General features: G+C 45.8%; 20 protein-coding genes. 13 read left to right on the top strand and 7 right to left on the bottom strand.

What is annotated here, in order from left to right; genetic code table 11:
* Nucleotides 1-27 precede the first annotated feature (27 nt).
* Entirely contained in the window at nt 28-2,355 is a 2,328-nt protein-coding gene (locus tag BGK61_RS00885) for a TonB-dependent hemoglobin/transferrin/lactoferrin family receptor (RefSeq protein WP_076011630.1), read from the bottom strand.
* Nucleotides 2,356-2,581: 226 nt separating this feature from the next.
* Between BGK61_RS00885 and BGK61_RS00880 the strand changes: the two genes are divergently transcribed.
* From BGK61_RS00880 to BGK61_RS00870, 3 genes are read left to right on the top strand one after another with little or no spacing between them, the layout of a single operon-like run.
* Complete coding sequence (locus BGK61_RS00880; RefSeq protein WP_015068425.1) at nt 2,582-3,376, top strand: DUF4198 domain-containing protein; 795 nt, start codon at nt 2,582-2,584, stop codon at nt 3,374-3,376.
* A gap of 25 nt (nt 3,377-3,401) precedes the next feature.
* A complete protein-coding gene (locus BGK61_RS00875) occupies nt 3,402-4,301 on the top strand; it encodes an EF-hand domain-containing protein (RefSeq protein WP_076011629.1) in 900 nt (299 codons plus the stop codon).
* Nucleotides 4,301-5,752, top strand: a complete 1,452-nt coding sequence (locus BGK61_RS00870) for a DUF2271 domain-containing protein (protein WP_076011628.1) — start codon at nt 4,301-4,303, stop codon at nt 5,750-5,752. Before BGK61_RS00875 ends, BGK61_RS00870 begins: the two co-directional genes overlap by 1 nt.
* 104 nt (nt 5,753-5,856) lie before the next feature.
* Here BGK61_RS00870 and BGK61_RS00865 read toward each other — a convergent pair whose 3' ends face one another.
* From BGK61_RS00865 to BGK61_RS00850, 4 genes are all read right to left on the bottom strand, one after another.
* Nucleotides 5,857-6,564, bottom strand: coding sequence for a DUF6445 family protein (locus BGK61_RS00865; RefSeq protein WP_076011627.1), 708 nt, complete (start codon nt 6,562-6,564; stop codon nt 5,857-5,859).
* Complete coding sequence (locus tag BGK61_RS00860; RefSeq protein ID WP_076011626.1) at nt 6,543-7,286, bottom strand: SapC family protein; 744 nt, start codon at nt 7,284-7,286, stop codon at nt 6,543-6,545. The genes BGK61_RS00865 and BGK61_RS00860 overlap by 22 nt, the downstream gene beginning before the upstream one ends.
* 27 nt (nt 7,287-7,313) lie before the next feature.
* Entirely contained in the window at nt 7,314-8,882 is a 1,569-nt protein-coding gene (locus BGK61_RS00855) for a tryptophan halogenase family protein (RefSeq protein ID WP_076011625.1), read from the bottom strand.
* 84 nt (nt 8,883-8,966) lie between these two features.
* A complete protein-coding gene (locus BGK61_RS00850) occupies nt 8,967-11,873 on the bottom strand; it encodes a TonB-dependent receptor (RefSeq protein ID WP_076011624.1) in 2,907 nt (968 codons plus the stop codon).
* 542 nt (nt 11,874-12,415) lie between these two features.
* Here BGK61_RS00850 and BGK61_RS00845 point away from each other — a divergent pair.
* The 5 genes from BGK61_RS00845 (at nt 12,416) to speA (ending at nt 17,937) form a co-directional block, all read left to right on the top strand.
* Complete coding sequence (locus BGK61_RS00845; protein ID WP_076011623.1) at nt 12,416-13,573, top strand: NAD(P) transhydrogenase subunit alpha; 1,158 nt, start codon at nt 12,416-12,418, stop codon at nt 13,571-13,573.
* Between the two features lie 2 nt (nt 13,574-13,575).
* Nucleotides 13,576-13,857: an NAD(P) transhydrogenase subunit alpha part 2 gene (locus BGK61_RS00840; RefSeq protein ID WP_014951245.1), complete on the top strand. Its 282-nt coding sequence runs from the start codon at nt 13,576-13,578 to the stop codon at nt 13,855-13,857.
* Between the two features lie 11 nt (nt 13,858-13,868).
* Nucleotides 13,869-15,257, top strand: coding sequence for an NAD(P)(+) transhydrogenase (Re/Si-specific) subunit beta (locus BGK61_RS00835; protein WP_076011622.1), 1,389 nt, complete (start codon nt 13,869-13,871; stop codon nt 15,255-15,257).
* A 188-nt stretch (nt 15,258-15,445) separates the two neighbouring features.
* Nucleotides 15,446-15,871: a hypothetical protein gene (locus BGK61_RS00830; RefSeq protein ID WP_014999952.1), complete on the top strand. Its 426-nt coding sequence runs from the start codon at nt 15,446-15,448 to the stop codon at nt 15,869-15,871.
* A 155-nt stretch (nt 15,872-16,026) separates the two neighbouring features.
* Nucleotides 16,027-17,937 carry a biosynthetic arginine decarboxylase gene (gene speA, locus BGK61_RS00825; protein WP_014999951.1) on the top strand — a complete coding sequence of 637 codons (1,911 nt, stop codon included), beginning with the start codon at nt 16,027-16,029 and terminating at the stop codon, nt 17,935-17,937.
* A gap of 48 nt (nt 17,938-17,985) precedes the next feature.
* Here speA and BGK61_RS00820 read toward each other — a convergent pair whose 3' ends face one another.
* Entirely contained in the window at nt 17,986-19,134 is a 1,149-nt protein-coding gene (locus tag BGK61_RS00820; RefSeq protein ID WP_076011621.1) for a serine hydrolase domain-containing protein, read from the bottom strand.
* Nucleotides 19,135-19,432: 298 nt separating this feature from the next.
* Between BGK61_RS00820 and BGK61_RS00815 the strand changes: the two genes are divergently transcribed.
* From BGK61_RS00815 to BGK61_RS00805, 3 genes are read left to right on the top strand one after another with little or no spacing between them, the layout of a single operon-like run.
* Nucleotides 19,433-20,875 (top strand): DNA-3-methyladenine glycosylase 2 family protein, encoded by a 1,443-nt coding sequence (locus BGK61_RS00815; RefSeq protein ID WP_083653879.1) that lies wholly within the window; start codon nt 19,433-19,435, stop codon nt 20,873-20,875.
* 14 nt (nt 20,876-20,889) lie between these two features.
* Nucleotides 20,890-21,435, top strand: coding sequence for a methylated-DNA--[protein]-cysteine S-methyltransferase (locus tag BGK61_RS00810; protein WP_076012954.1), 546 nt, complete (start codon nt 20,890-20,892; stop codon nt 21,433-21,435).
* Nucleotides 21,436-21,442: 7 nt separating this feature from the next.
* On the top strand, nt 21,443-22,327 hold the full coding sequence (locus BGK61_RS00805) for a DMT family transporter (protein WP_014999947.1): 885 nt from the start codon (nt 21,443-21,445) through the stop codon (nt 22,325-22,327).
* Nucleotides 22,328-22,344: 17 nt separating this feature from the next.
* Here BGK61_RS00805 and BGK61_RS00800 read toward each other — a convergent pair whose 3' ends face one another.
* Entirely contained in the window at nt 22,345-23,766 is a 1,422-nt protein-coding gene (locus BGK61_RS00800; RefSeq protein ID WP_076012715.1) for a sensor domain-containing diguanylate cyclase, read from the bottom strand.
* Between the two features lie 237 nt (nt 23,767-24,003).
* Here BGK61_RS00800 and glmU point away from each other — a divergent pair, with 237 nt between their 5' ends.
* Together glmU and BGK61_RS00790 are read left to right on the top strand one after the other, a co-directional pair.
* Nucleotides 24,004-25,362, top strand: coding sequence for a bifunctional UDP-N-acetylglucosamine diphosphorylase/glucosamine-1-phosphate N-acetyltransferase GlmU (glmU, locus tag BGK61_RS00795; protein ID WP_076012714.1), 1,359 nt, complete (start codon nt 24,004-24,006; stop codon nt 25,360-25,362).
* Nucleotides 25,363-25,699: 337 nt separating this feature from the next.
* Nucleotides 25,700-26,740 (top strand): Gfo/Idh/MocA family oxidoreductase, encoded by a 1,041-nt coding sequence (locus BGK61_RS00790; RefSeq protein ID WP_076012713.1) that lies wholly within the window; start codon nt 25,700-25,702, stop codon nt 26,738-26,740.
* The last annotated feature ends 66 nt before the right edge of the window (nt 26,741-26,806 follow it).

The raw sequence follows: 26,806 nt of genomic DNA, 5'->3' as shown, positions 1-26,806 counted from the left end.
CTAAGTATGGCCTGCACTTTGGTTACATTAGAACTGGTAAGTGACGTAGGCACTAATACTTCTACCTGGCTCTGAGTAGCGCTGGTATCCATTGCCGCTCACACCACCAAAGAAACCACCAGTACCGTCTCTTACGCTATTAAGCACTTCCCAGCGGTAATATTCTTTGTCTGTAAGGTTGTAAATTGCCGTGGTGAAACGCAGGTTTTCAGTAATGTCGTAGTAGGCGAGCAGGTCGAAAACAGCATAGCCTGCAGGCGTATGCGATGGACCTGCGCCATTGTTCAACGAGGTGTAGCTAAGTTGGGTACTTTCTTCTACACCTTTACTCAATATTGCGACGAGCTCTGCGCCCCAGTCACCTTCATCAGATACGTAGCCTAGTCCAACTGTTGCGGTATCTGGTGATACGGTTTCTAAGTCGTCGCCCGCATTGTTAAAAGCAGATGCGGTGTCGTAGGTACCGTCCAATGCCGTATAAGCCAAACGACCTGATACATTATCGGTAAAATGGTAATTGGCCGTAACTTCAAAACCGTCAACAGTCAGTTCGCCCGTATTTTGTGGCTGTGTGAATACATCATCAGTATTCACTACGGTTTCACAACCGAAGCGACCGCACTGCACGGTAGTTACTTCAGTGCCATAAGGCGTTGAATAAGTCTCGTCCTGGATCATGTTGGTGTACTCAGTTCTAAACACCGACACGCTGACATTCCCGTTCTCGAAATCACCAATATAAGTGAGTTCATAATTAGTCGACTCTTGAGCATCAAGCTCACTGTTGGCTATACGATCAAGATCAATAAAGGTGTCACCAGTTATAATATCGGTAACTTCATCCCCTGAGTTCGTGCCAAAATATAAGCTTTGTAGCGTAGGGGCTTGGTAGCCCTGAGCAACACGGACATTTATAGAATGACCTTTTACGAATTCGTAGGTAGCACCAATCTCTCCTACCACCGCACTAAATTCGCTGTCTGTGATACTTAACCCTGTGGGGTCTGAAAATGTGCTGTCTACAGTAGGCGTGTATTCGGTTGAATCGTAACGAAGTCCAAGGTTCACGCTTAATTGCTCGCTAAGTTCAACCGTGTCAGCTAGGTAGGCTGTAATTAACGTTTTTTCGGTTTCTGGAACAAAGCTTTGGTCGCGAATAGGGTAGCCGTCTAATATAGGCGAGTCCGCGGTTTGTCCAGCGAACCTGCGGTCGAACATCACCGCTTCTGCGTCCACCTGTTGATAACTAAAGCCATAAATAATCTCATGGTTAAATTCTCCGGTGATTGATTTGGCTAAATCAACATTGAAACTCAATGAGTCCTGGCTGAAATTGCGGTCTTCGGTACGCAATATAGCGTCGCCGTCTGCACTGCCGTAAAGAAAGCTGGTTACACCCGATGAAAACAGCTCTTGATAGTTCAATGTCACATCTATGCTGTCAGCAAACGCTAGGCCTAGATTTTTGTTGTTAAAGAAAAGCCCAATTCGCTCGCGGTTATTTTCATCCGCTGAGGTGAAGTCAAAATAAGTGTCACTTTGGCGAGAAAGAGGTACGCCGTTCGTTTCTCTGTCCGTTTTTTCGTAAACAACGCCTAGTTGCTGGTGCTCGGAAAAGTTATAAGCAAATTTAAGTAAAACTGCATCAACTTGATTATCCATTGGGTCTGCCTGACCACGTCCTGAGCCTGAGATATTCTCACCATGGCTGTGGGCTTCTGTTTCACTACTGTCGCGCATTGTGTATTGCAATAGCGAGTCGAAGTTACCCGTTCTATTAGCGACGGTGCCGTGTACTAGCCATTCGTCAGAGCGTGCATCAAAACCGGTTTTCAATTTAACGCCTGTGGCATCACCTGTGGCAGGTAAAAAGTCGCTCGCTTCATTGGTCACGTAGGTAACTGAGCCAGCAAGTGCGCCTGGTCCTTGCGCGACAGCGCTCGGGCCTTTAGTGATATTGACGGCTTTTACGTGTTCCAATTCAATTTCGCCGCGGCTCGATCCATACATTCCATAAGCGGCAAATGAGCTTGGGTTTAGCGTTTCGCCTTGACCTACGCCATCTACAGTTACTGCTACAGCGTCCCCTTCTAACCCGCGAATATTGAAGCCATCGTTACCGAAACGGTTACCCGTATCATTAGTTTGTACTCCTGGAATATAACGAGCAGTATCTTCAATATTCGTGATTGAGCGCTTTGACAGGGTTTGTGCATCCAGCACGGTTTCGACAGTCGTTGTAAGTGTTTCTTCACTTTTGGCTTTTGTTACTGCCAATTCAGACTGTTGAGCTAAGGCAGGGAGTGTTAGCGCACAGCCAAGCGAAATAGCTACCGTTGAGCGTTTAAATTTCATTGTTCTTTTCCAAATTTTAATAAAAGTGCAAATGATTAGTATTTCGTATCAACACTTAGCCTCCAGTTTGCGTCGGTTGATATCATTTTTATTTTTTCTAAATCGCGCCTGTCAGAACGATTTTTTGACACCTCGTGCGTCAAAAATCGATCGTAATACTATTGATAACAATTATCATTTGCAATAGTATGATTCCACTTTTACACAACTAGCAAACAAAAAAACCATGAAAAAACACACGCTCATCAGTTTACCCTTGCTTATTGCAAGCTGCTTCAGTGGCGCTGCTTTAGCCCACGTGGCTTACCTAAAACCGCTTCAGTTTGAACCGGTTAGAGGCGGTAAAGTCACGCTGGATGCATCTTTCGCAGAACAGTTTTTTGTTCCTGAAGCGGCGATTACAAATGCATCGTTTGAAGTAATAACCCCTGACGGAAAGTTAGTGAGCGTGGAAAAGGTTGTGGATCTTTCTACCCGCAATGTACTTGAGCACACTTTAGAAGAAGAAGGGACTTACCAGTTTTCAACGGGTAAACGCATGGGGGCAATTTTTCGCGTGTATGAAAAGGACGGTGAGCGTGGCTCTATGCGAGGTAATGACAAGCCTCTTCCCGAAGGTGCGGTGTTAAAAGAGCACTTTCAGTCGGTAACGTTTGCTACGACATATGTTACGAAGAAAGGACCGACTGAACAGGCGCTAGCGCCAAGAAACGAAGGCTTAGAGATTGTTGCAATTAACCACCCTAACAGTTTGTTCGCTAACGAGAGCTTTAATTTCAAAGTTCTGTTCAATGGTAAGCCTGTAACCGATCACGAAGTATCGGTTTACCAAGGAAAAGATCAGTTCGCCGAAGAATCTGATGTAGAAAAATTAACGACAAATGCAAAAGGGCAAGCGTCGTTTACTCCCTCAGCTCAAGATGTCTATTTGATGCAAGTAAGGCTGCGTACCGATGCGCCTGAAGGTGCAGAAGTGCCTACCTACAGTTACACCACCACACTTTCGTTCGAAGCCTATTAATTAACAAGGGTACAAGGAGATAATTATGTTGAAAACAGTAAGTTTAGCCGTTGTATCTGCGCTTTGTATTAGCGCTTCGGCGGTAGCTGCACCGCATAGTGCCAGCGGTATTATATTGACCTATGACTTAAACAAGGACGAGTCACTTCCGTTAGAAGAGTTTGTTGATGCAAGACGCGCTCGCTTCAATGCTTCTGATTCCAATAAAGACGGTGTACTTGATGAAAGCGAATACGTTTATGAGTGGGAAGGCAAAGTAGAGAAACGGTTAGCTGAAGACAGAAAAGCATCGGTAAAACAAACTCACATACGTTTCCATGCTGTCGATAGTAACGATGACGAGTTCATTACTATTGATGAAGTCAATGCGGTGGGTGAGCGAAGTTTCTCGCGTATGGACAGTGATAATGATGGTGTTGTTGCACTTGGCGACCCTGAGCCTGCATCCCGTCGCTCGGCGTCACAGGAAAAAGATGACAAACCTGAGCTAGTACAGCGCCCTATGTTGCGCATGCCGACCAGTCACAATATTGAAGGCTTTGTCACCTTGTACGACCAAAACGGTGACGAAAAGGTAACAAAGGAGGAGTTTCACGCCGTTCGCAAAGCGCAGTTCCAGCGCACAGACGAAAACAGTGACGACAAACTCACAGAGCAAGAATATGTACTTGAGTTTGAAGACAGACTGGATGCACAGATTGAGAAAACCCATGAAGGACAAATTAAGCAAACTTACGTTCGCTTTGAAGTTCTAGATACAGACGAGAACGGCAAAATGACATTTTCAGAGTACATGGTGTCTGGGTTTAATGCTTTTCATCGCTACGACACTAATGGTGATGGCTACTTAACGTTAGCTGATCCAGCGCCTGCGCTACGTCAGCAGGAGCAAAGTGACACCACCACTGCACAAGTCAGCGAATAATGGTTGGGCGTTTCCTTTTATATCTGGCGGTGGTTACCGCCAGCTATACCGTTAAGGCCGAGTTGTATGTGTTTCCCGCACCATCACCAGAAGCAACCACCCACACGCTTAACACAGAAATAACCCTGTACGAAGAGCAGACTCTTAGCGCCATTGAGCAAAAGAATATTGATCTACTGATTAAAGACACCTATCAAACGTTAGACAAATCAAACACAACGAGTGCGCTTAGCGAAATTAATCGACGTTTCGAAGGTACACTTCCGGCATGGCTGTACAGTGCCATTAAGCGGTGTGAAGCTTGGTTTAACCGAACTGAGGGTAACATAAGCTGCCGTAACGGTGAGCTGTACAACTATTGGGAAGAATATATTCAGGGTAAGCATGACCTTTCACGTCGCGAAGTGAGACGTCTTGCTCGTGTGGCGCGCATTGCTGAGGTCAATTTTAACGACGATAACAGCGTGACGTTTGCGTCACCTATCCAGTGGGATTTGTCTGAGTTCGCAGCGTCCCTTGCCGTAGAACGCATTGCTAACTACCTGACATCACTTAATATTCGCTCTTACCACATTAGCGCGCAAGGGCTAGAAACCCACGCCTCGAACCAAGATTTTAGTTGGCAGGGAACTGTGGCTCAAGAAGCTGTTACCCAAACTGGCCGCACACCGGATGCTGTTAGTATTCAAAGTACCATCGCATACATCAGACCGTGGCAGCGCCCAGTACTTTCCACTTCGAAGCTGGTGTCTTTAGAAAAAGGCGTGTTAAGCCACAGTGACGGTTGGCCTAGCGCCAAGTTTCAAGCCATATCAGTGGCGGATAACGCATTTGAAGCGATGTTGTTAGCACACTTTTCGGCAACCAAAACAGCGCAGCAAGCCATGGAGTTAGTTAACGCGAACCCATCACTAGCGCTGAAGTTAATTGATGAAAATGGCAGGGTATTTACCAGCAACACCTATACGGTTCGCACGTCGGGTGACAACTCGGGGGAAAACAAGGCTGAAAAAAATGGCCACGCCATCTCAATTGATATCACCTTACCGCTATTTGACATTGCAGATTATCGCGGTCCTTACGTAAGCGTGTGGGTAAGCGATGAAAAGAACCGGCTAGTAAAAAGTTTAGCGCTTCGCGGTACCAGCGAAAGATGGCTAGCTGAGCTTCGCACATGGTGGCGAAGAGTGGGCCGAAAAAATGAAGGCTTAGTCGATGGGTTTGCCGGGGCTACTAAGAAAAACGCGCCGTTACACATAAAGTGGGATGGTTTGGATGATTTTGGAAAAAGCGCTAACTCAGCCTCGTTAATACTTCACGTAGAAGTAGCTAGAGAGCATGGTGGTCGAAGCTACGAAAAAATTCCATTTACCTTTGATAGCCTGAGTTCACCAATAACCGTAACGGGCACGGATGAAATCGCGTCTATTACACTTTCACTAATGAACTAGGCGTCGATCTTAAAATTGCAGTAACGTAACGAGCACTACCAAAGGCAGCTATCGCAAATCGCTATCTTATAGTTACATAGCCACATCGTTAGGGGTGAGAGTTTTTACTCTTTAAAGATGATACTGGCGTTTGCGGTTAGCCTGCCTTCTTTCACATCAACAGAATCCGAAATATCGTTAGGTAAACAGCCGCTGTGCAGCAAGTTGGCTGGATATAACACGGCACGATTAAACATAGGCTCAATGCGGGCGATTTGGGTGAACATGGAGGTATCACCGTTTATGTACGCTTTAGGAGGTAACCCTACGCTGGTGGCCTGACGTTTTAAGGTTTTAAAATAGCCTTCGTACTGCGCTGCATTAACCCGTTCTAACCCCGTTTCAATATGTCGATAGAAAGCAGTACCACCCAAAGGAGCGCTAAACAGATAGTGCACTAATGCCCATTCATTATCCTTTTGCGTATCGATGTGCGGAATACATTGAATGGGGGATAAACTTTTCGGCGCTTGATTGGCTATGGAAAGTTGCACTAGGGGCATATGAAGAGGCTTTTCCAAGCCAAAATTTTGTAGCCCATTATGCGTAGCAAGTTGGCTAAAAAGTTGGGGAAGCGAGGTATGTAGGTGTTCGACATACTCCTGGGGCGGGTGACTTCTCACCCCCGGATAAAAGTCGCCATCTCGTTTTGTAAACGGGTGGTGTTGCGCAATTGTTTCTACTAAACTCAGCGGGTTTGGTATGAAATTATCGATTATGATAATCGGTGTGGCTTGCTCACCAACCTTAATTAATTCGTAGTTTGAAACCATGCGTCTGCGTTTTTATTCGCCTTGTTCTTTTTGTCGATAAGGGCATAGATTTTTGCGTTTGACGCTATGAGCGTGTAAATGCTTTGCAGCATGTGTTGTGCATGCAAATCAGCAATTGCGTCAGCGCTAAGCGCCGCTAGCTTATCTTCGTCAATGGTATATAACCCTGTTATAGACGTTTTGCTTTCGTTTTCAAAGGTAATATCTAGAGTGAATGGTGTAATAAGGTTGTACTGTTGTAGGGCGGCAATAAAACGCTGATTTTGCTTTTCACCATCAAGAAGCTGAGCAAGGATCTGCTGCTTCTCTAACAGGTAGTTGCTAGGCTCTCCTGTGTTATCAAAGAGCGGCGTTCCTTTTTCTTCGCTTACTGAGGCGTTATCCATATCAATGCACAGCACCCGGTTACTGCTGTCAGCGCTTTGCGCTTCCGTCCCTACATAAAAAGGCAAGCGTTCAAACTGTGCCGGAATATAAACCGCATCCCATTCACCTTGCTGCCAAAATAGGTTTTCCTTTTCTTCAAAACCTAACAAGGCAGATAAGCCAAATTGTCCTGAGTCGTCAAACTTGGTGATCACCACGGGATAATGCACCACTAGCTTGTTTAGCTCAGAGACCACCACAGGAACAAGGTGCTGATTGGCACTGAGTGACAATGCATCGTCGGTTACTTTCAAATCTGCATGCTGATTATTATTAATGGCAACCATATGAGTCATACGTAGGTCCTGCTTATTGATTTGCTGTTAAACGGCCTGCAGGCCGAATTGGTGAATTTTATTAATAAGTTCGCGATGTTTAGGCAGTTTCTCCACCGCCATGTCGCGTGCTTTCCTGTTCTGCATCAATTGCTGCTTGGCAAAGTCGGCGTTCACCCATTGCTGATGTGTAGCTAAATCTGAGGTAAACCCCATTCCGTACAGCACATATTGATAGCTTGCCGCGGGGAATACTTCATTATTGCTGGTGAAGTCTTTGTCACTAGGCGGGTGGTATTGCCAAAGTGCGAGTAATTCTTTTAATGAGTCTGGAATACTATGACTATCGCGATTGTCCCGCCAAAATGCGCTGTCTTCTCGCTTACTTAGCATGTAATGAAGCTTTAAGAAGTCGATAATTCGCTGCCAACGGTAGGAAAAAGTTTCATTGAAGCGCTTCGCCACAATATCCATCACGGCTCGGTTTGCGGGTAACTGTTCGGCAATCATTGAGGCAGACAGCTCAACCAGTACAAGCGCTGAGGCTTCTAAAGGCTCTAGAAAGCCCGCCGCTAGCCCAACAGCCACGCAGTTATTTTGCCAAAAGTGCTGCCTGTGTCCGCTTTGAATAGTAATGTCTTTTACGTTTATCCCACCTATGCCGTTTAACGTGCTGGTTTGGCGTACGTATGAGTCTAAGCGAGCATAGGCTTCATCTTTACTTTGATGCCTACTGGAATAGACGTGGCCTACACCTCGGCGTGACTGCAAACCGATGTCCCAAATCCAACCGGCGTCTTGTGCGGTGGAGATAGTGTGGGAGGCAATAGGACTTTGCGGAGTGTCATAAGGCACGTGTACTGCTAATGCTCGGTCGATAAAAAGTACATCGTCACAGGGAATAAACGGCACTTTGTAATGCTCACCAAGCAGCATAGATTTGAAGCCGGTACAGTCAACAAAAAGGTCGCCCTCTACTATTACCCCTTGCTCGGTATGAAGGGCTTTAATATCGCCGTTATCGCTGCTTTCGACGCGGTTAACGTCTGCTAACACATGGTGTACACCTAGTTTTTCAGTACAGTGTTTGGTTAAAAAGGCGGTAAATTTCCCTGCATCTAGGTGATAAGCATAATTTGCGGTGCCTGCAAACTCTGCGTGACGTATGCTTTTAGGTGCACAGCCTGCTTCGCATATAGCTTCCTGAACACATACTGCATGGGAAAAAGATTCGTTTAATTCGGGTGCAACAGACTGCCAATAAGGGCCTAAATTTGTTTGCGAAAACCCTTGGGGCAGCATGAGAGGGTGGTAGTAAAAATCGTGCTCTTCACCTGTAGTCCATTTAGCGAACTTTGCCCCTTGCTTGAATGTGGCGTCACATTCCTTAATGAAGGTGGTTTCACTAATACCCAACGCAATCAACGTAGATCGCATGGTAGGCCAGGTGCCTTCCCCCACGCCAATAATAGGCACATTGGGGCTTTCTACTAAAGTTACTTTAATGTCTTTGCGGATAGCGCATTGATGTTGCGCTGCAATACGACCAGCCGTAAGCCACCCTGCGCTGCCGCCACCGACTACTACAATGTGCGTTATGGGAGTTGCTGTTGTCATACTGTGTTCCTGAATAAAAACTGTGGCTACCAAAGGGTAGCCACGAATGTGGGGCCAACAAACGCCGGCCCCAATTACGCGAAACTAAAAGTTTCCGCGCACACCGAAGGCCCAACGTCTGCCGCTGTCTTCAACCAACAGCAAGTGATTAGAGAAGCGACCGCGCTTATGTACGAACTCTTCTGTAAGGTTAATACCTTCAAAGAAGATTTCTACATTGTCTGTCACGCTGTAGCTACCGCTAATGTCAAGCTGTTGATAAGACTCAACAATGGTTGGGCCGTCACCCTGCCCTTGTGTTAACGACTGAACAAATGCGTCACGCCAGTTATAGGCAAGACGAATTTGATAGTCGTCAGTTTCATAAAATGCCACTAGGTTGTAAGAATCGCTTAACCCAGTTAGCGCAAATACTTGGTTAATATCGAATGGATCGAGTTCGGCATCACTATCAACAATGGTTCCATTGGCAAGTACACCAAAGCCGTTGTCAAAAGTGTGCTGAAGCGCAATCTCGAAGCCGTCTACCGTCGCGTCTTCACCGTTATTTGGCAGTGTATTGGTAAACACAGCTACGTCGTCACCCGCATCTGGGGCGCTAGCGTTAGTGCCTGTAGAAGGGTCGGTTAGCAGGCTGCCGTCAGCAAGCTCGAAGGTTTTGTCTTCTTGACTATTAACAATAAAGTTCGATACCAGCTTTCTGAAGTAACCAATCGATGCATAGCTTGCTTCGTCATAGTAATACTCTAGTGACAGGTCCAAGTTATCCGATTTGAATGGCTCTAACGCAGGGTTACCACTGGTAGACGTTAAGTCACCACCTTGGCGGGTGGTTGTAATTACCGTTACCGGCGACATGCTGTTAAGCGTAGGGCGAGTAATAGTTGAACTCGCCGCAAAGCGCGCAATTAAATCGTCGGTAATTTCCAAACGTACGCTGAAGTTTGGCAAAAGCACGTCGTAATCAGACTCAGTGGCAATACTTTGCGCATCACCAAAACCAGCCAGCATTTCGGTCTGATCCAAAATCGTTAAGCCTGTTATTGGCGCTTGCGTTCCGTTAACTGTCACATCCGTCATTTCATAACGCACACCTGCGGTTGCGCTTAAGAACATGTCTGCAACTTCGCCTTCAAAGTCGAATTCCATATAGGTAGAGATAATATCTTCTTCAACTTCAAAGCTGTTATTACGACGCACCGCATCAAAACTAATCGACTCACCGTTGACGCTTTGATAGTAAGACTCTAAAAACGCAAAGTTGGCTTCGCCATCATGGGCAAGCCAAGAGGTGGGCATGCGACCGCTACCACTCACATCAGAGAGGAAGTCGCTGCCCGCGTCAAAAACGTATTGGCTGCCTGCTGGGATCTCAGGTAAGTCGGGGTAACCACAGTAAGTACAGTGAATCCCTACACCTTCATTGTCCCAACGGGTAAGTGATTTGGTTTCGGTGCTGTACTGTGCGCCAAAGCGAATTTCAGTTAGGCCGCTGCCATCTGTTACGTATTCGCCGTCAAAGCGCAATTGGCTGACTTCGTCTTCTACCGCCCAGCCTCGACGCAGCATTACGTGAGCTCGGCTATTAGCCTCATCTAAGTGATTGCTTACTCCATCAGGTGTAAGTGCCGGGTTGTATATAGGGAAACCGTCAGGACCTGTAACAATCGCGCCATCCAGTTCTTGTTGGCCACTGTAAATATTGGCATTAGGCGAGGCGAACATGCTGGCAACAGGTAATATGTTGTCATCTACTTGGAACCGTACGCGGTTGGCATAACCGATAAGTGAAAGCTGGTCGCCGCCACCGTTATTGGCTTCGCGCTCGGCTTCTGAATGACTCAAATCGAAAGACAGGTTTAGATTCTCTGAGTACTGATAATCAAAGTTAAGACCTACCGCATAGGTGTCGGTTAAACGGTCGAACGTTTTGGCGTGCATATCTGTCGCCAAACCGACTTCTTGGTATAAGTCTACAATAGTACCGTTCGCATCAACCGTTGGGCTGCGGCGATTGCCATTTTCATCAAACAGGCTGCCGTCATCACCTACACCCTGAATGTTAGGTGCGGTAAACCAGTGGCCGTACGACGTTGCTTCAGACTCTACGTCAAAATCTGAATACAATGCGTCAGCGGTTACTACCAGTTTGTCGTTAGGCGCATATTGAAATACAAGGTTAGCGTTAGTACGCGTACGCTCTTCAAAGGTCACTTTGTGATCGTAGTTTCGCGGTGAAAATACATTGCCTGTCCAAGCATCGCCTGACTGCGTAACAGGGTTTGGCACGCCAACGTTCTCTAGCCAACCGTCCATCTGAGCTTGGTTTAAGCGAGTCTCACGCTCTTGATGTGAAACGGCAAGCAATACACCGAAAGTGTCATCATTAAACGTGTTGCTAATAAGGCCAGAAAATTGTGGTGTTGTTTCTTCGCTATTTTCGTCATATACGCCTTTAACTGAGCCCGCCATTTTGAAACCGTTTAACGCAAACGGGCGTGCGGTATTAATGTTAATAGTAGAGCCTACACCACCAGACTGCATTGTGGCCGTTGACGTTTTATGCACATCAAGGCTGCTTACTAACTCAGAAGCAATGGTGTCGAAACTGAACGCACGCGAATCGTTTTCAGACGCCATTTGACGACCGTTCACCAACACGGTGTTAAATTGTGGACCAAAACCACGCACCGTAATCAACTGACCTTCACCGCCTGAACGGTCGATAGATACGCCGGTAATACGCTGTAGTGATTCAGCTAAGTTGGTATCGGGGAAGTCGCCAATGTCTTCTGCGCTAATGGCGTCGACTACGCCAGCAGAGCTGCGTTTAACATCCATCGACTTTGCAACCGATGAACGAATACCACTTACCTCAATCACTTCTACGTCTTTATTGGGTTGCGCGTCTTGGGCAAATGCACTATTTGCAGAAATAGCTGACGCTAAAACTGCAGCCACTGAGCATGCAAGCTTGGTTTTCCTATACATGATGGTGTGTGTCCTAATCGTTAATTTTAATGTGCCTTGTGGTGTGCACCCCACTTGGCTTTCTCTCACAGCTTTTCGCTGTTAATTCATCAAGACGACACGGTTTGTAAAATCCCCCAAATTTATTTAACAATTTTTTAAATTAGTTAAATCGTCATGCTCAAGAGACATTATTTTTCTCAACAACGCTAGCCGCTTTTCACCTTTACGGCTGTGCAAAAAATGCGCAATAAATAATGTATTCACGGAATAAATGCTTAACCATCTAGTTCATTTATCTTCTGTATGCCATTTCTATATAAATATTAGTTATGACTCGTAAGTAAATGATACTAGTGATGTATGCCCATATAGCGTAGCTTTGCCGCAGTTTCGCTTGAAAAATAAGCGAAATGAGGAGTGCTATTCGAAGCAAAATAAATACAGAAATTGCCTGTGCTGTTTTTGATTTCGCTAGAGAATGCTAGGCATAAGTGAATAAAATGGCTTGGTACTGTTTAAAGAGTGTCATTCTCGGATAGCCGGAATGTGAGGAGAAGCGTGTGAAAATCATAATATTAAATGAGTCAAAAGCGCCAGATCCGCTAAATAATGTGGAGAAGCGATGTGCGGCTACACCAAGTAGTGCACAGCGTCTGGTGAAAAAAGGGGCGACCTTACTGCTTGAAGCAGGAGCAGGCGTACATTCAGGGTATTCAGATAAAGAATACGAAGATGTAGGCGTTACTGTCATCGATGATGTGAATGATGCATTATCAACGGTAGATATGCTGGTAGCGGTGAATAAGCCCACCGATGCGCAGCTAGCGTTGATGAAAAAAGGGGCCATTGTGGTAGGCCATCTCGACCCTTTCTTTCAGCAACCGCTTATTGAATCTATTGCAGAAAAAGGGCTGACCGCTATTTCTGTAGAGATGATCCCTCGTTCTTCTCGTGCACAAAAAATGGACGCGCTGAGTTCGCAAGCAAGTCTTGCGGGTTATGTAATGGTGATGCAGGCGGCGAACAAATTGCCCTCAATATTACCTATGATGATGACACCGTCAGGAACTATAAAACCAGCGAAGGTGTTTATTATTGGAGCAGGCGTAGCGGGTCTTCAAGCTATAGCAACCGCGAAACGCTTAGGTGCAAACGTGCTTGCTTATGACACCCGCCCTGTGGTGGCTGAGCAAGTCGAATCGCTAGGTGGCAAGTTCCTTAAAATCGACATTGGGGAAACAGGCCAAACGAAGGACGGTTACGCAAAAGAACTGACCGAAGAACAAAAAGCGAAGCAGCAGGAAGCGCAACGCGACGCGATTGCAGACTCTGACATTGTTATTACGACAGCGCAGTTATTTGGTCGCAAACCACCAGTGCTTATCTCAAAAGATACATTAGCACTTATGAAGCCGGGCAGTGTGGTAGTAGATATGGCCGCAACATCAGGTGGCAATGTTGAAGGCTCAGTTGCTGGCGAAACCGTTGAAGTTAACGGTGTTAAGGTAATCGGTAACGGAAACTGGAGCCAGTATGTGGCTAAAGCAGCCACCGACATGTACGCCAATAACATCTACAACCTTGTTGATGAATTCTTTGATGATGAAACCAAAACCTTTGGGCTGAATCTAGAAGATGACATTTTGGCCGGCTGTGTTATTACCCACGACGGTAACATTACCAACGACATGCTTATCAACGCATACAAAGGAGCCTAATCATGGAAATCATTTACTTACTTTTCATCGTGTTACTGGCTGCTTTTTTAGGTTTTGAGCTAATTCGAAAAGTGCCAGCAACCTTACATACACCCTTAATGTCAGGCTCTAACGCGATATCGGGTATTACGCTAGTGGGTGCATTGGTTGCCTCTGGCAGCGACAACAATTTGCTAACGACCATTCTTGGTACTGCAGCGGTAGCGCTGGCCAGCATCAACGTGGTGGGTGGCTATCTTGTTACCGATCGCATGCTTGGCATGTTCAAGAAAAAAGATAAATAAGGAGTACGCAAGTGAGTGATATCGTAACCGTAATAAACCTTGCGTACGTAGTAGCTGCGGCTCTATTTATACTTGGACTTAAATTACTCAGTCATCCAGATACCGCTAAAAAAGGTAACTTTATTTCTGCCATTGGTATGTTGGTTGCTGTCGTCGTTACCCTGCTTGACCAGCAGATTATTAGCTATCATTACATTCTGTTGGGCTTTGTAATTGGCGGTGCCTTTGGTGCGTGGAAGGCCAAGACCGTTGAAATGACAGCAATGCCTGAAATGGTGTCATTGTTTAATGGCTTTGGTGGTGCAGCGTCATTGCTTCTGGGGTGGGCAACGCTAGCCGGAATGAGCCTAATTAGCCTTAAAACTGAAAGCGCGTTTACTTTTATTACCCTGTTTTTCACTATTTTAGTTGGGGGCATTACGTTCTCGGGCTCGGTAGTGGCGTGGGGTAAGTTGTCTGGGAAAATGAGCTCTAAAGCCGTTATTTTTACAGGACTTCGTGAGCTGAGCATCTTGCACCTAATTGGCATGGTGGTGATTGGTTATTTCTTTACTACCGACCCAAGCAACCCACTTTGGATTTACTGTGCTATTGCGTTATCACTAAGCTTCGGCTTGTGGGCGACTATTTCAATTGGTGGCGCAGATATGCCGGTGGTAATCGCGCTATTAAATAGCTACTCAGGTGTAGCAGCGTCGGCGGCAGGTCTTGCTACTGGCAACACAATATTAATTGTTACCGGCTTGTTAGTAGGCGCGTCAGGCTTAATTCTTACCAATATCATGTGTAAGGCAATGAACCGCTCGCTGATGAATGTGCTGTTATCTGGCTTTGCCAAACCAGTAGAAGCCGGCGAGAAAATTGAAGGTGAGATTAAAGTACTGTCAGCGCAAGATGCATTTTATGTATTAGAAGCAGCGCAAGCAGTGCTGGTGGTGCCTGGTTATGGTATGGCGGTTGCGCAAGCGCAGCACGCGGTACGTGAACTTCAGTCGTTGCTAGAGGAAAATGGCTGTACGGTTGATTACGCCATTCACGCTGTAGCGGGGCGTATGCCGGGCCATATGAACGTGTTATTGGCAGAAGCTGACGTGCCTTATGACCAACTATACGAGATGGATGACGTTAACCCTCGTATGGAAAACTATGACGTGGTTATTGTTATCGGTGCAAACGATGTAGTTAACCCAGCAGCCAAAGAGATGAAAGGCAGCCCTATTTACGGCATGCCAGTTATCGAAGCACATCGTGCGAAAACGGTCTTTGTACTTAAGCGTTCTGCGAATGCCGGTTTTGCCGGTGTAGACAACCCGCTGTTTTTCAAAGACAACACGCGCATGGTTCTGGGTGACGCTAAAGACACTATTAACAGTATTATCCGTGAGTTCGGAGACGACTAATTCAAAGCACTTTGTTTGCTAGAATGTTTGAAGGGCCTGTGTGATAGCAGGCCTTTTTCTTTTAGGGTATTAAACTTAATTACAAAGTATTCAACTATAGTTGTAGTTGCCGCTTTTCAGCTCTACTATGTGAATGCTATAGAAGTTGAGTTCACTATTCATATAGTCGCATAGAGATGTACGAGTAAATGTCTACGACCCCTTTTCATATTGAGCCGTTTAGAAATTGTATTCTGGTCACGCTTCGCGGTAAGTGGGATATGTCCACGAACATTCAGTATCTCGCTAAACTTTCCGATTGCTTGAAAACCCGTAAAGGCAGGCCATTCCACTTATTTGTCGACATGCGCGGTTGGCAAATCCCCAAATCTGATACCTTCAATCAAATAAAAGCGCCTATAAAGCTAGACAGGCGAAGCCAACTTAGCGAAACGTGGTTGGAAGATAACGCAACTGATGCTGATCATATCGCTCAGAAGTTTTTTACAACGCCATCGGGTAAACTAGGATTTGAACTAGAACGTACTCAAAGCATCTCAGAGTTTATAACGCACTGTGAAGAAAAAGCAGATAAGATTGTGTTGGACTACGTTCGAACATGGATTGCATCTTAAAAAAAATGTTCGATAAACAAAATTAGTCGCGACAATAGATATTTTATATCGCAACAACTATCGCGTTCAGTCTTGCGTTGACTATAATACGCTGCTTATTTTCGCACTTTCTATGCTAGGTATTGGCCTAGCCCACTTACAAATAGGTGAATAAATTGTCAGATTGGAGCATCGAAGAAGCGGAGCGCGTCTATGGCGTGTCTCAATGGGGTGGTGGCTATTTTCAAATAGGTGAAAACGGCAACGTCCATATTACCCCTGTTCCTGAAGATCCTAGCATTCAAATCGACTTTAATTCGGTAATTGAAGATATCCGCAAAGAAGGCGTGCAATTTCCTGTCGTCGTTCGTTTCCACGATATTTTGCGTTCGCAAGTTGCTGGTTTGAACAAAGCATTTAGAAGCTCCATCCAAGAAGCCGAATACCAAGGCCAATACCAAGGCGTGTATCCGGTAAAAGTTAACCAAATGCGCGAAGTGGTTGAGGAAATTGTCGATGCGGGCAAGCCTTTTAACTACGGTTTAGAAGCAGGCTCAAAAGCCGAACTTCTTACTGTGCTTGCCATGAATACCAACGAAGAGTCGCTGACTATTCTAAATGGTTATAAAGACGACGAAGTTATGCGTCTAGCACTGCTAGGCAGAAAGCTGGGTCGCCGCGTTGTGGTAGTGGTTGAAAAATACACCGAGCTTCTTCTTCTTGTGAAAATAGCTAAAGAGCTGGATATCGATCCTATTATTGGTGTGCGCTCAAAAATGACCGTGAAAGGTCGCGGCAAGTGGGAAAGCTCTGGTGGTGAACGTGCGAAATTCGGTTTAACCATTACTGAAATCATTAATGCAGCCCGCTACCTTGAAGAGCAAGGTATGGCGCATTGCTTGAAGCTACTTCATTTCCATATTGGTAGCCAGTTAACTGACATTCGAGCAGTTAAAGAAGCGGTAACCGAAGGTGCGCGTATTTATGCTGACCTTCATAAAATGGGCTTCGAGTTAGATTACGTTGATGTTGGTGGTGGTCTAGGTATCGACTATGACGGCAGTAATTCAACCAATGAGTCGTCGCGTAACTACAGCATGCAAGAGTATGTGGCTGACGTTGTCTATGGCATGAAAGAAATGTGCGACCTTGAAGGCGTACCGCACCCGCATTTAGTGAGTGAAAGTGGACGTGCAATTACAGCACACCACAGCTGCGTGATCACAGAAATTGTGGGCGAAATTAAGTCGAATGCATCACAAATGGATACGTCGGCGAAAGCGGGTGAGCACTTCTTTTTAAAGAACATGCGAGAACTTGCAGACACGTTTGATGAACAAACGAACATGCATGAAATCTACAATGATGCGTCACAATACAAAGAGCAGGCACTAGATGCGTTCAAACTACGCGTGTTGTCTCTAGAAGAACTAGGCAAAATAGAAACGCTTTACTGGCAAATTATGGGCCGCTTACAGCAGTGGTATCGCAACGAAGAATATGTGCCAGAAGAGCTTCAAGAGCTAGATTACAGCTTGTCGTCTCAGTATCTGTGTAACTTCTCAGTGTTTCAGTCGGCGGCTGACACATGGGCAATTGACCAGCTTCTGCCGGTAGTACCGCTTATTCGTATGAACGAAGAGCCAACGGTGAATTGCTCGTTAGTGGATATTACCTGTGATAGCGACGGTAAAATTGACCAGTTCACTATTGGCCGTGAAATTACTGACGTATTGCCAATGCACCCGCTGAAAAAAGACGAGCCGTATTACATTGGATTGTTCTTAACGGGTGCGTATCAAGACGTGATGGGCGACATGCACAACTTGTTTGGCCGTTTAAACGAAGTACATATTTATAGCTATGACGACGATCCTGAAGACTTCTACATTGAAGAAGTTGTGAAAGGGTCATCGGTAGAAGATGTACTTAACGTTATGCAGTACAACCCACGTGCAATGGCATCAGATGTAAAACGCATGATAGACAAGCAAGTGTGGGACGGTAAGTTAAACCCTCGTGAAGGGGTTCGCTGGACCGATTTCTACGAAAACTGTTTGGCAGGTTATACATACTTAAAACAGTAGTGTGTAAGCACACAAACTGCTGAAAATACCGAAAAGCCGATGCTGATATTACTTATCTGCGTCGGCTTTTTCTAAATAGCGCTTCCATAGTTCAGCCGTTGTTGAATTAATCATGTTCGACTCTGCATTCATCAGCATGACGTAACCCACTTTGCGTTCAGGTATAAACGCCACGTCAGCGCGATAGCCTTTCACCCATCCTCCGTGGTAGTTCATCTGTAGTCCATTTAAGTCGTAAATACGCCAACCCAAGCCATAGTGAGCATCACTTATCATTCCGCGCCAACCTCTGCGGTAAGTTTCGCGCTTTGTCTTCACTCGCTCTGTAGTGACATAGTCCACCATCTCTTTGGAGATCACCGTAGGAAACTCGCCTAGTAAAGCTTGCAGATAAATCGTCATATCTGAAATGCTTGCGTTAACGCCCGCTGCTGGCGAGAAGCGGTAGTAGTTACTTTCTACTTGTCCTTCACGCCATTTATTTCTGGCAATAGCGATGTGAGGCTGTGCCCACGATTCTGAAGCGAGCAGCCCGCCTTTTCCAACACTCGCGGTTTTCATTCCTAGTGGTGCAAAAAGGTTAGCCTGAAGCTGTCGGGAGTAAGACGTATTGTTATTGCTAAAGTAGTATTCCAGCGCGCCAAAGAGCGCATTTTGATAGGTATAACAATCGCCTGGGGCACACAGAGGTTCAAGTTCACCAAGCGATTTAAGCACGCGCTCTAGCGAGTAGTCTGCTTCGATAAGGTTGTCGTAGGCATTAGGCATAAAGCCACTCGATTGACCTACAATATGTTGCAGCTGCAGTGCGCCCATTCCTTTACCTTTGAAGGGAATATCGGGCAGTAGGGTAGATATCGGGGTTTCCCAACTAAGCTGTTTTTTTTCTACGAGTTTAGCCGACAGTAACGCGGTAAAGGTTTTTGAAACTGAGGCCAGCCTAAATACAGTGTTCTCTGTTACCTTTTCTCCGCCGCGTTTGCGGGTGCTGCCATATACGTAAACTCTTGGCGCTTTGCCCTGCTCATAAAACACAAATGCATAACCGGGCACGTTGTATTTTGAAGCTTCTTTTTGAACGTAACTTGCATAGTCATCAAGCCAATCCGCAGAAGCGCTTTGTGTAACAGCCACTAGCATTGCCATTAGCCAGATTTGAGACAGGCGCAGCTTGATGGTGCGCAAAGTGTTCAGCATACAGTCCGCTCGTTAAGCCTGGGGTTACTACTGTGTCCATCAGGCGTTCATTATTATTATCGCATTATTATGCGTTTAGCCGCTCCAATGATCAAATGTCGCTAATTATGCTCACTATGTCTTCAATGATTTGATTTATTTTAACTGTATGTGAACCGTCTTGAGAATATACAAAAATGGGCGATAGGCTCGACTAGAAAGGTTTATAACTATTGAGTTCCGATTTTGTCGCACGATTAGGGCAAATGCACGATACACTAGATAAAGGTAATACACGACGGGTGGGTAGCGCATACTAATGCCGGATAATCAATTTGTGCCAGATGAGAGTGGTTCAGGAAACTCGACATTCGCTAAGTCAATGCTTGCGAAGGCAAGATTGAGTAGAGATCCGCGCTTTGACGGACGATTTTTTGTGGCGGTAAAAACAACCGGTATTTTTTGCAGACCAATTTGCCCAGCGAGACTTCCGAAAGAAGAAAATGTTACTTACTTTCAACACGCTACACAGGCGATGGCACAAGGTTATCGCCCGTGTTTTCGCTGCAGACCCGACAGTGCCCCTCGCTCTGCTGCGTGGAAGGGCGTGGGCGCAACGATAAATCGAGCGTTGTCGCTGCTATCTGTTATTCCCATTGAGCGCGTAGCAGATATTGCCGCTCGGTTGGGTATTAGTGAGCGTTACTTAAATAAGCTGGTTGTTAATGCAGTCGGCATACCGCCTAAACAGTTTCAAAATATGCAGCGCGCTTTGTTTGCAAAGCAGCTTATTCAACAAACCCATTTATCTATGACAGATGTGGCAATAACAGCAGGCTATCAATCACTGAGACAATTGCAGCGGGCCATCGAGCAATATTGCGCTACCTCTCCTACCCAGCTTAGAAAAAAAGAGCCGGTTCAACAAAAGACTATTTCTTTGTTTCTGTCTTATCGGCCGCCGTACAACTGGCCCTACGTACGAGATTTCTTGGCAACCCGTGCAATTGAAGGCATGGAGCGAGTAACACAAGAGAGCTACGAGCGTTACTTTTCATACAAAGAGAACATAGGCTTTTTTAAAGCCGTGCATGATGACGTACGCCATGGGTTTAAACTTTTCATCGACCTGTCTGATTTAAGCAGTCTTCATACAACCATTGAAAACATAAAGCAGGTATTGGACCTTCACGCCGACCCGCTTTTAATTGAACAGAGCTTAGTTCAGTCTGGATTACCGCCCGAAAAGTTAACACCTGGCCTACGCCTTCCCAGCGCATGGAGTGTATTTGAAAGTGGCTGTCGCGCTATTGTAGGTCAGCAGGTAAGTGTGAAAGCGGCTATTGGGCAGGTTACTTTGCTTGTGCATCAGCTAGGCAAAGCGGTCTCAGAAGAGACCCCATCTAAAAGCGATAAACGTCACACCAGCGAATGCTATAGCTTTCCTGCGCCTGAAGATGTCGCCGAAAACAACCTTGAGTTTTTACGCATGCCACAGGCGAGGAAAGAAGCCGTACGTCATTTTGCTCGTTTATTCATAAACGGTAACATGCCAAGCCATGAAGACATACTCGCCATTAAAGGCGTTGGCCCGTGGACGCTCGACTATTTAAAAATGCGGGGGGAGAGAAATCCTGACGTCTACCTTGGCGGTGATTTAATCGTTCGTAAAATGGCGCAGCAGTACCCCATAGCGCCCGAAAAAGCGGCACCTTGGCGCAGCTATTTAACCCTTCAATTGTGGCAGTTAAGCAGTCAATAAAGAGAATCGCAAGCATGATATATACAGGTTTTGTAAACAGTATGCAGGGTCTTGTTAAAGTCGAAGCTACCAATGAAGGCGTTACTGCTATCAAGTTTGTAACCGCCGCTGCATCAGAGATAGCTAGCGACGTAAACCACGGCGGCGCAAGTAAAAAAGATGCCGCTCACGATAATGCTATTGAAGATGGCTTGTGCGTGCGTAACAACGCTATTACCGATGCAGCATGCAGTCAGTTACAGGCATACTTCGACGGTACGCTACGGGAGTTTGACCTACCGCTTTGCCCAAGCGGTACGGCGTTTCAGAATCAGGTATGGGATGCCTTGCAGCAAGTAAAGTACGGTGAAACGGCTAGCTACTTAGATATTGCAAAGGCAATAGGTAATCCAAAAGCTGTCCGCGCCGTGGGTATGGCAAATGGTCGTAACCCTATTGCTATTGTAGTGCCTTGCCATCGTATAATTGGCAGTAATAAAACCCTAACGGGCTACGCAGGTGGTTTACCGCGTAAGCAATATTTACTTAATTTAGAAGGAGCCCAAGGGGTGCTGTGGTGATAAGAGAATGGCAATAAGAGACATTATCTCGCTGCTGGTGTTAGCGGGTATTTGGGGCGGTTCGTTTATTTTTATGCGTGTTGCTGCGCCAGAGTTTGGCATTTATGTGTTAGTAGCCATTCGTACCGTGCTTGCTACAGCGGTATTGCTACCTTTGTTGTTAATACGAGGGTCGGTAAAAGACATAAAGCGCCACTGGTTGGCTATTGCGCTGGTGGGTATGGCTAATACGGCGGTTCCATTTGTTCTTTTTAATTACAGCAGTCTGCATTTAGAGGCAGGAGTTAATGCCATTCTAAATGCCACAGCTCCCATGTTCGGCGCTATTGTTGCCTGGCTGTGGTTAGGTGACAAACTAACGAAATCTGCAGTAGCTGGGTTGTTTGTTGGCTTTGTTGGCGTAACGGTTATTAGTCAGCAAAAGCTCGGCGAGGGAGATATTAGCTTTCTTCCCATCCTCACTGCGCTTTTAGCAACAACAGGTTATGGCATTGCGGCGTGTATGATGAAGAAATGGCTGCAGGGAGTAAAACCCTTAGTTGTTGCAACAGGTAGCCAGGCCATGGCCAGCGTGATGCTAGCGCCGTTTGCACTTGCAACCTTGCCAGATGCCATGCCAAGCGTGAATGCATGGATAAATGCAGTGGCACTCGCCGTTGGCGGCACGGGAATAGCGTATATTCTATATTTCAAACTGATTGCCGATATCGGCCCGGCAAAGGCTATTACGGTAGCCTACTTAGTGCCATTGTTTGGCATTATTTGGGGAGTATTGTTCTTGCAAGAGCACTTATCAATTCAAACCATTGTGGGTGGTTTAATGATTCTCTTCGGAGTGGCACTAACCACAGGCGTTCTCAAACGAAAACGCCTTAAGGTTAAACCCGCTTAAGATACGGCTGATAGACGCTAGTCTATCAGCTGCATTCTTACTAAATTGCTGCCGTCGCGCTTGGCTTGATAAAGCGCATCTTCCGCGTGCGCTGTTACTTCGTGCATAGCACGTGGGGACGCGGTGTAAGATATACCAATAGACGCCGTGATAAGCAGTTCTGGTAACTCTTGTAGCGGCGGTAAGGTCGCAATGCCGTGGCGAAGGTTTTGCGCCATATCAAATGCTACATGTGGGCCAGTATGCGGCAGTAAAATAATGAATTCGGCGCTGCTCCATCTGCCCAGAACGTCTTGCTCTCGCAAGTGCTCAGCCAAATATGCCACAACTTTATCTAACAAGTCGTCACCGGTGTTTCTGCCGTGGGCGTCGACAATGTCAGAAAAATCATCAACGCTTATTAGCATCACACTTAATGACTTATGTTCAGCTAGCAAGGTTTTGTAAATAAGCTGCAGGTTCTCTTTTTCTGGCAGACGATTAGTGTGTCGAACAACTAAATCGGGCTGCATGTCCTTTCTGAAGTAGTACAGCAAATTGTAGATAAGTAAAAACAGCGAAAATACAACAACCAGTAAAGTAACTACACTGAAGATAAATGCCTGTGAAATTTCCGCCTGACGCTCTTCAAGAGGGCTGAGTAAGAACACCGTCCAGCCAAATTGATTTAGCTTTACTTCGGCAATAAGGTAATCGTTCTGATCAATAGTGACTAATTTATTGTTGAGTGCCTGCTCGTTCTGGATAGTCAACGGAAGGCTGGCGTACCACGGAAGTTCAGACAAATTAGTGAACTCAGAGTAAGACGCGATAAGGTTAGGGTCGGAAGACAACATAATGTCACCTTCACCGTCTACAAATAGAAAATCGTAGCCGTACTCTTGTTTGTAGGTATCAAACACCTCGATAAAGCTACGCAAGCTTTTGCCAACACCAAAGAAGCCTAAGAAGCGGCCATCTTCATCGTGAATTTTTATATCAATATAAAAATGGGTATCCTCCCATTTACCGATATCTGCTACGGCATCGGTAGGGGAGTCCTTGAACTTGAAATACCAGCTTACTTCCCCTTCAATAAGGTTAATAATGCTGCCATCTGAATTATATTGTTTTCTATCTGCCTCGCTGGCAATAAAGAAAGATAACCCGAACTCATTTTCAAGACGATCCAATGTCTTAAAAACAGCCTCTTGGTCAATCGTTTCTCCATCCATCAAGTCTACCAGTTCAGTAGAGTGCCCCAAGGCTTCAGAGATATGTAATGGTTTGAGAAGTTGCTCCACAATAAGCGATATCGCGGGCGAAAGTGACTGTTGTTGCGCTCGACTCTGCTCGGCAACAATCTTGGAAATACTAAAGTGCACCAGTGTAACGATAGCGACAACCACTACCGCAAATAACACTAAAATGCTTCTATGCAGTGTTCTAAATGTGTTCACAGACTACGCATGCTCCCTTGCCTGACTGAACTTTACCTATGTCGGTAAGTATACCTGTTGCAATAATGAACTACTAGGTGACTATCCTCAACTTTAGACTAAATGACAATGAAGGAAAACACCTAGATTTTACACTTTTTTGCTGTCGTTTTAACCCCAATCAATCGCTGACATATGGCGGTCCCTTGGTTACACTATGCGACAATTTTCATTCTCTTTGCGAAATAAAGGAATTATATGGCTTTCTCAGTGGTTGTTTTAGCAGCGGGTAAAGGTACTCGTATGAAATCGTCGTTGCCAAAGGTGTTACACAAAGTAGGTGGCGTACCTATGGTGCAGCGTATTATCAACACAGTAAAATCACTGGGTGCTGACAATATTCACTTGGTCTATGGTCACGGAGGCGACCAGCTTAAGGCAACGATTATTGAAGATAATCTAAACTGGTGTCTACAGGCCGAGCAACTAGGCACAGGTCACGCCGTTCAGCAAGCGGCTCCTCACATTAAAGATAATGAAGACGTACTTGTTCTGGTTGGCGATGCTCCGCTTATTCGAGAAGAAACGTTAAGTGCGCTGAAAACGGCAAAAGAAAGCTGCGACTTAGCATTGTTGACCGTTAACCTAGATGACCCAACAGGTATGGGGCGCATTATTCGTGAAAATGACAATATTACTGCAATTGTTGAACACAAAGATGCCACTGATGCACAGCGTGAGATTAAAGAAATTAACACCGGCATGATGATGATGTCTGGTGCAGATCTTAAGCGCTGGTTGGGCGAGCTAAGCAATGATAACGCGCAAGGTGAGTATTATCTTACCGACGTTATTGCCATGGCTGCGGCTGAAGGCAAGCGAATTCAGTCTGCACAGCCACAGTCTGCGGTAGAGGTTGAAGGGGTTAACAACCGTTTGCAGTTGGCTAACCTTGAGCGTGCGCTTCAGCGTCGCCAAGCTGATGAGCTAATGACTAATGGTGTAACTCTGTTAGACCCAGCAAGGTTTGATTTGCGTGGGCAGCTCGAAAACGGTAACGACGTAGTGATAGACGTAAACGTTATTGTTGAAGGGAAGGTTACCCTGGGTAACAACGTTTCAATTGGCGCTAACTGTATCTTGCGCAACTGTACCATTGCCGATAACGCCGTAATTGAAGCAAATTCTATTGTTGAAGAGGCTAGTGTAGGTGAAGGCTGTACGGTTGGGCCTTTCGCGCGACTACGCCCTGGTGCAGTAATGCAGAAAAATGCCAAGGTGGGTAACTTCGTAGAAATGAAGAAAACCATTTTGGGTGAAGGGGCGAAAGCAAATCACCTAACCTACTTGGGCGACGCTGAAGTGGGCGCCAAAGCGAACATTGGCGCAGGTACAATTACCTGTAACTATGACGGTGTGAACAAGTCCAAAACCGTCATTGGCGAAAATGCCTTTATCGGCTCAAACTCATCGCTTGTAGCACCGGTAAATATCGGCAAAGGCGCTACCGTAGGTGCTGGCTCAGTGATCACTTCGACAGTAGACGAAGACGCATTAGCCGTTGCGCGAGGAAAGCAGCGCAACATTCCTAATTGGCCTCGTCCGACTAAGAAATAAAGACGTTCCCCCGCAAGGCTACTTAAGCTTTAACTCAAGAATTAGGGCTGGCAAACAAAAGCTATGATTTGCTGGCCCGATGTCTTCTTCGGTTCTATCCAAAATAGCGCCTAATTAAATGAACGAGCAAAACAAAAGGCTCAAGTAGGCGGCTGGAATAAACGATTAAAGCAAGCGTCTAGAACTAGCGTTTGGTATGTGGACGTACAATAAACTATTCCAGCTTTCCACCTTCTTATGTCTTTCAAATAATGAACCTTTCCGGGTTCTCACTATCTACTATTACTGATAGTGTGTGTTCACTTACCTCAAGATTTACGTAATACAAGGAGCTGCAATGATATCTACACTACTAGTGGGCTTTGGGTTTTCCGCTACAACCTTTCATTTACCGTTTCTAAATTATCTGCCGCAGTTCTCTGTCGATGTAGTTATCTCTTCAAAGCCCGATGCGGTTAAAGCAGTCTTGCCCCACGCCGAAGTGTATGGCTCGTTGGAAGAAGCGCTTAAAATTCACGATGTAGACTTAGTGGTTATTACCACTCCAAACCACCTTCACGGGCCACAGGCGAAACTGGCATTAGAGCACAGTTGTCACGTATTAGTAGAAAAGCCATTTACATTAGATAGTGAAGAAGCAGAAGCGCTAGTAGAGCTCGCACAAGCGCAAAATAGACAGCTTTGTGTTTATCACAACCGACGTTTTGATGGCGATTTTCTTACGATTAAGCAGCTAATTAACGATGGAAAACTTGGCGAGATTAAACGCTTGGAAAGCCGATTCGACCGGTTTCGTCCAGTACCTCGGGATAGATGGCGTGAAAATGCAGGGCCAGGTAGCGGCATCTTTTGGGATTTAGGCCCGCATTTAGTAGACCAAGCGATACAGCTATTCGGCGAGCCACAAGAAGTGTCGGCTAACATTGTGGCTCTTCGAGAGAACGGGCAGTCAGACGACACGTTCGCTATTACGCTGCACTACAGCGACAAAGTAGTAAAGCTTGGCAGCTCCGCCTTTCAGGCCAGCGCGACATTGCGCTACGACTTGCAAGGTACTAAGGGCAGCTACCGTAAATTTTATTTAGACCCTCAGGAAGATCAGCTTCGTGCAGAGCTATCGTTTGACGACGAAAACTGGGCAAATACAAACGAAGAACAGCATGGCGTACTAGCTGTGGTTAACGAAAGTGGTGAGCTAGTTGAAGAGACGGTCAAAACGTTGAAAGGTGAATACCTGACATTCTTCAATCGTCTTGCCCATGCCATTGAAGACGGTAATTTCTCACCAGCAGACGCGAGCACTGTTGTACCTGTTATTAAAGTCATTGAGTTAGCCATAAAAGCGAGCGATCAAAAGAAAACATTGACGTTTAATTAAACAATTAGCTTGATCGCCATTTCAATTTAACTTACGATGCTTTCACTTTAAAATTTATAGCTTTCG

It is taken from the genome of Alteromonas abrolhosensis (assembly GCF_001953635.1).
Taxonomy (GTDB): domain Bacteria; phylum Pseudomonadota; class Gammaproteobacteria; order Enterobacterales; family Alteromonadaceae; genus Alteromonas; species Alteromonas abrolhosensis.
Note: the sequence above shows the minus strand (reverse complement) of the source record. Positions and strands in the feature narration are given on the sequence as shown.

Excerpts from the sequence above, each read along its gene's own strand:
- glmU (WP_076012714.1), top strand. The coding sequence starts at position 24,004 with ATGGCTTTCTCAGTGGTTGTTTTAGCAGCGGGTAAAGGTACTCGTATG.
- BGK61_RS00840 (WP_014951245.1), top strand. The coding sequence starts at position 13,576 with ATGGAAATCATTTACTTACTTTTCATCGTGTTACTGGCTGCTTTTTTA.
- BGK61_RS00875 (WP_076011629.1), top strand. The coding sequence starts at position 3,402 with ATGTTGAAAACAGTAAGTTTAGCCGTTGTATCTGCGCTTTGTATTAGC.
- BGK61_RS00860 (WP_076011626.1), bottom strand. The coding sequence starts at position 7,286 with ATGACTCATATGGTTGCCATTAATAATAATCAGCATGCAGATTTGAAA.
- BGK61_RS00830 (WP_014999952.1), top strand. The coding sequence starts at position 15,446 with ATGTCTACGACCCCTTTTCATATTGAGCCGTTTAGAAATTGTATTCTG.
- BGK61_RS00885 (WP_076011630.1), bottom strand. The coding sequence starts at position 2,355 with ATGAAATTTAAACGCTCAACGGTAGCTATTTCGCTTGGCTGTGCGCTA.
- BGK61_RS00815 (WP_083653879.1), top strand. The coding sequence starts at position 19,433 with ATGCCGGATAATCAATTTGTGCCAGATGAGAGTGGTTCAGGAAACTCG.
- BGK61_RS00855 (WP_076011625.1), bottom strand. The coding sequence starts at position 8,882 with ATGACAACAGCAACTCCCATAACGCACATTGTAGTAGTCGGTGGCGGC.
- BGK61_RS00850 (WP_076011624.1), bottom strand. The coding sequence starts at position 11,873 with ATGTATAGGAAAACCAAGCTTGCATGCTCAGTGGCTGCAGTTTTAGCG.
- BGK61_RS00880 (WP_015068425.1), top strand. The coding sequence starts at position 2,582 with ATGAAAAAACACACGCTCATCAGTTTACCCTTGCTTATTGCAAGCTGC.
- BGK61_RS00790 (WP_076012713.1), top strand. The coding sequence starts at position 25,700 with ATGATATCTACACTACTAGTGGGCTTTGGGTTTTCCGCTACAACCTTT.
- BGK61_RS00810 (WP_076012954.1), top strand. The coding sequence starts at position 20,890 with ATGATATATACAGGTTTTGTAAACAGTATGCAGGGTCTTGTTAAAGTC.
- BGK61_RS00805 (WP_014999947.1), top strand. The coding sequence starts at position 21,443 with ATGGCAATAAGAGACATTATCTCGCTGCTGGTGTTAGCGGGTATTTGG.
- BGK61_RS00865 (WP_076011627.1), bottom strand. The coding sequence starts at position 6,564 with ATGGTTTCAAACTACGAATTAATTAAGGTTGGTGAGCAAGCCACACCG.
- BGK61_RS00870 (WP_076011628.1), top strand. The coding sequence starts at position 4,301 with ATGGTTGGGCGTTTCCTTTTATATCTGGCGGTGGTTACCGCCAGCTAT.
- BGK61_RS00820 (WP_076011621.1), bottom strand. The coding sequence starts at position 19,134 with ATGCTGAACACTTTGCGCACCATCAAGCTGCGCCTGTCTCAAATCTGG.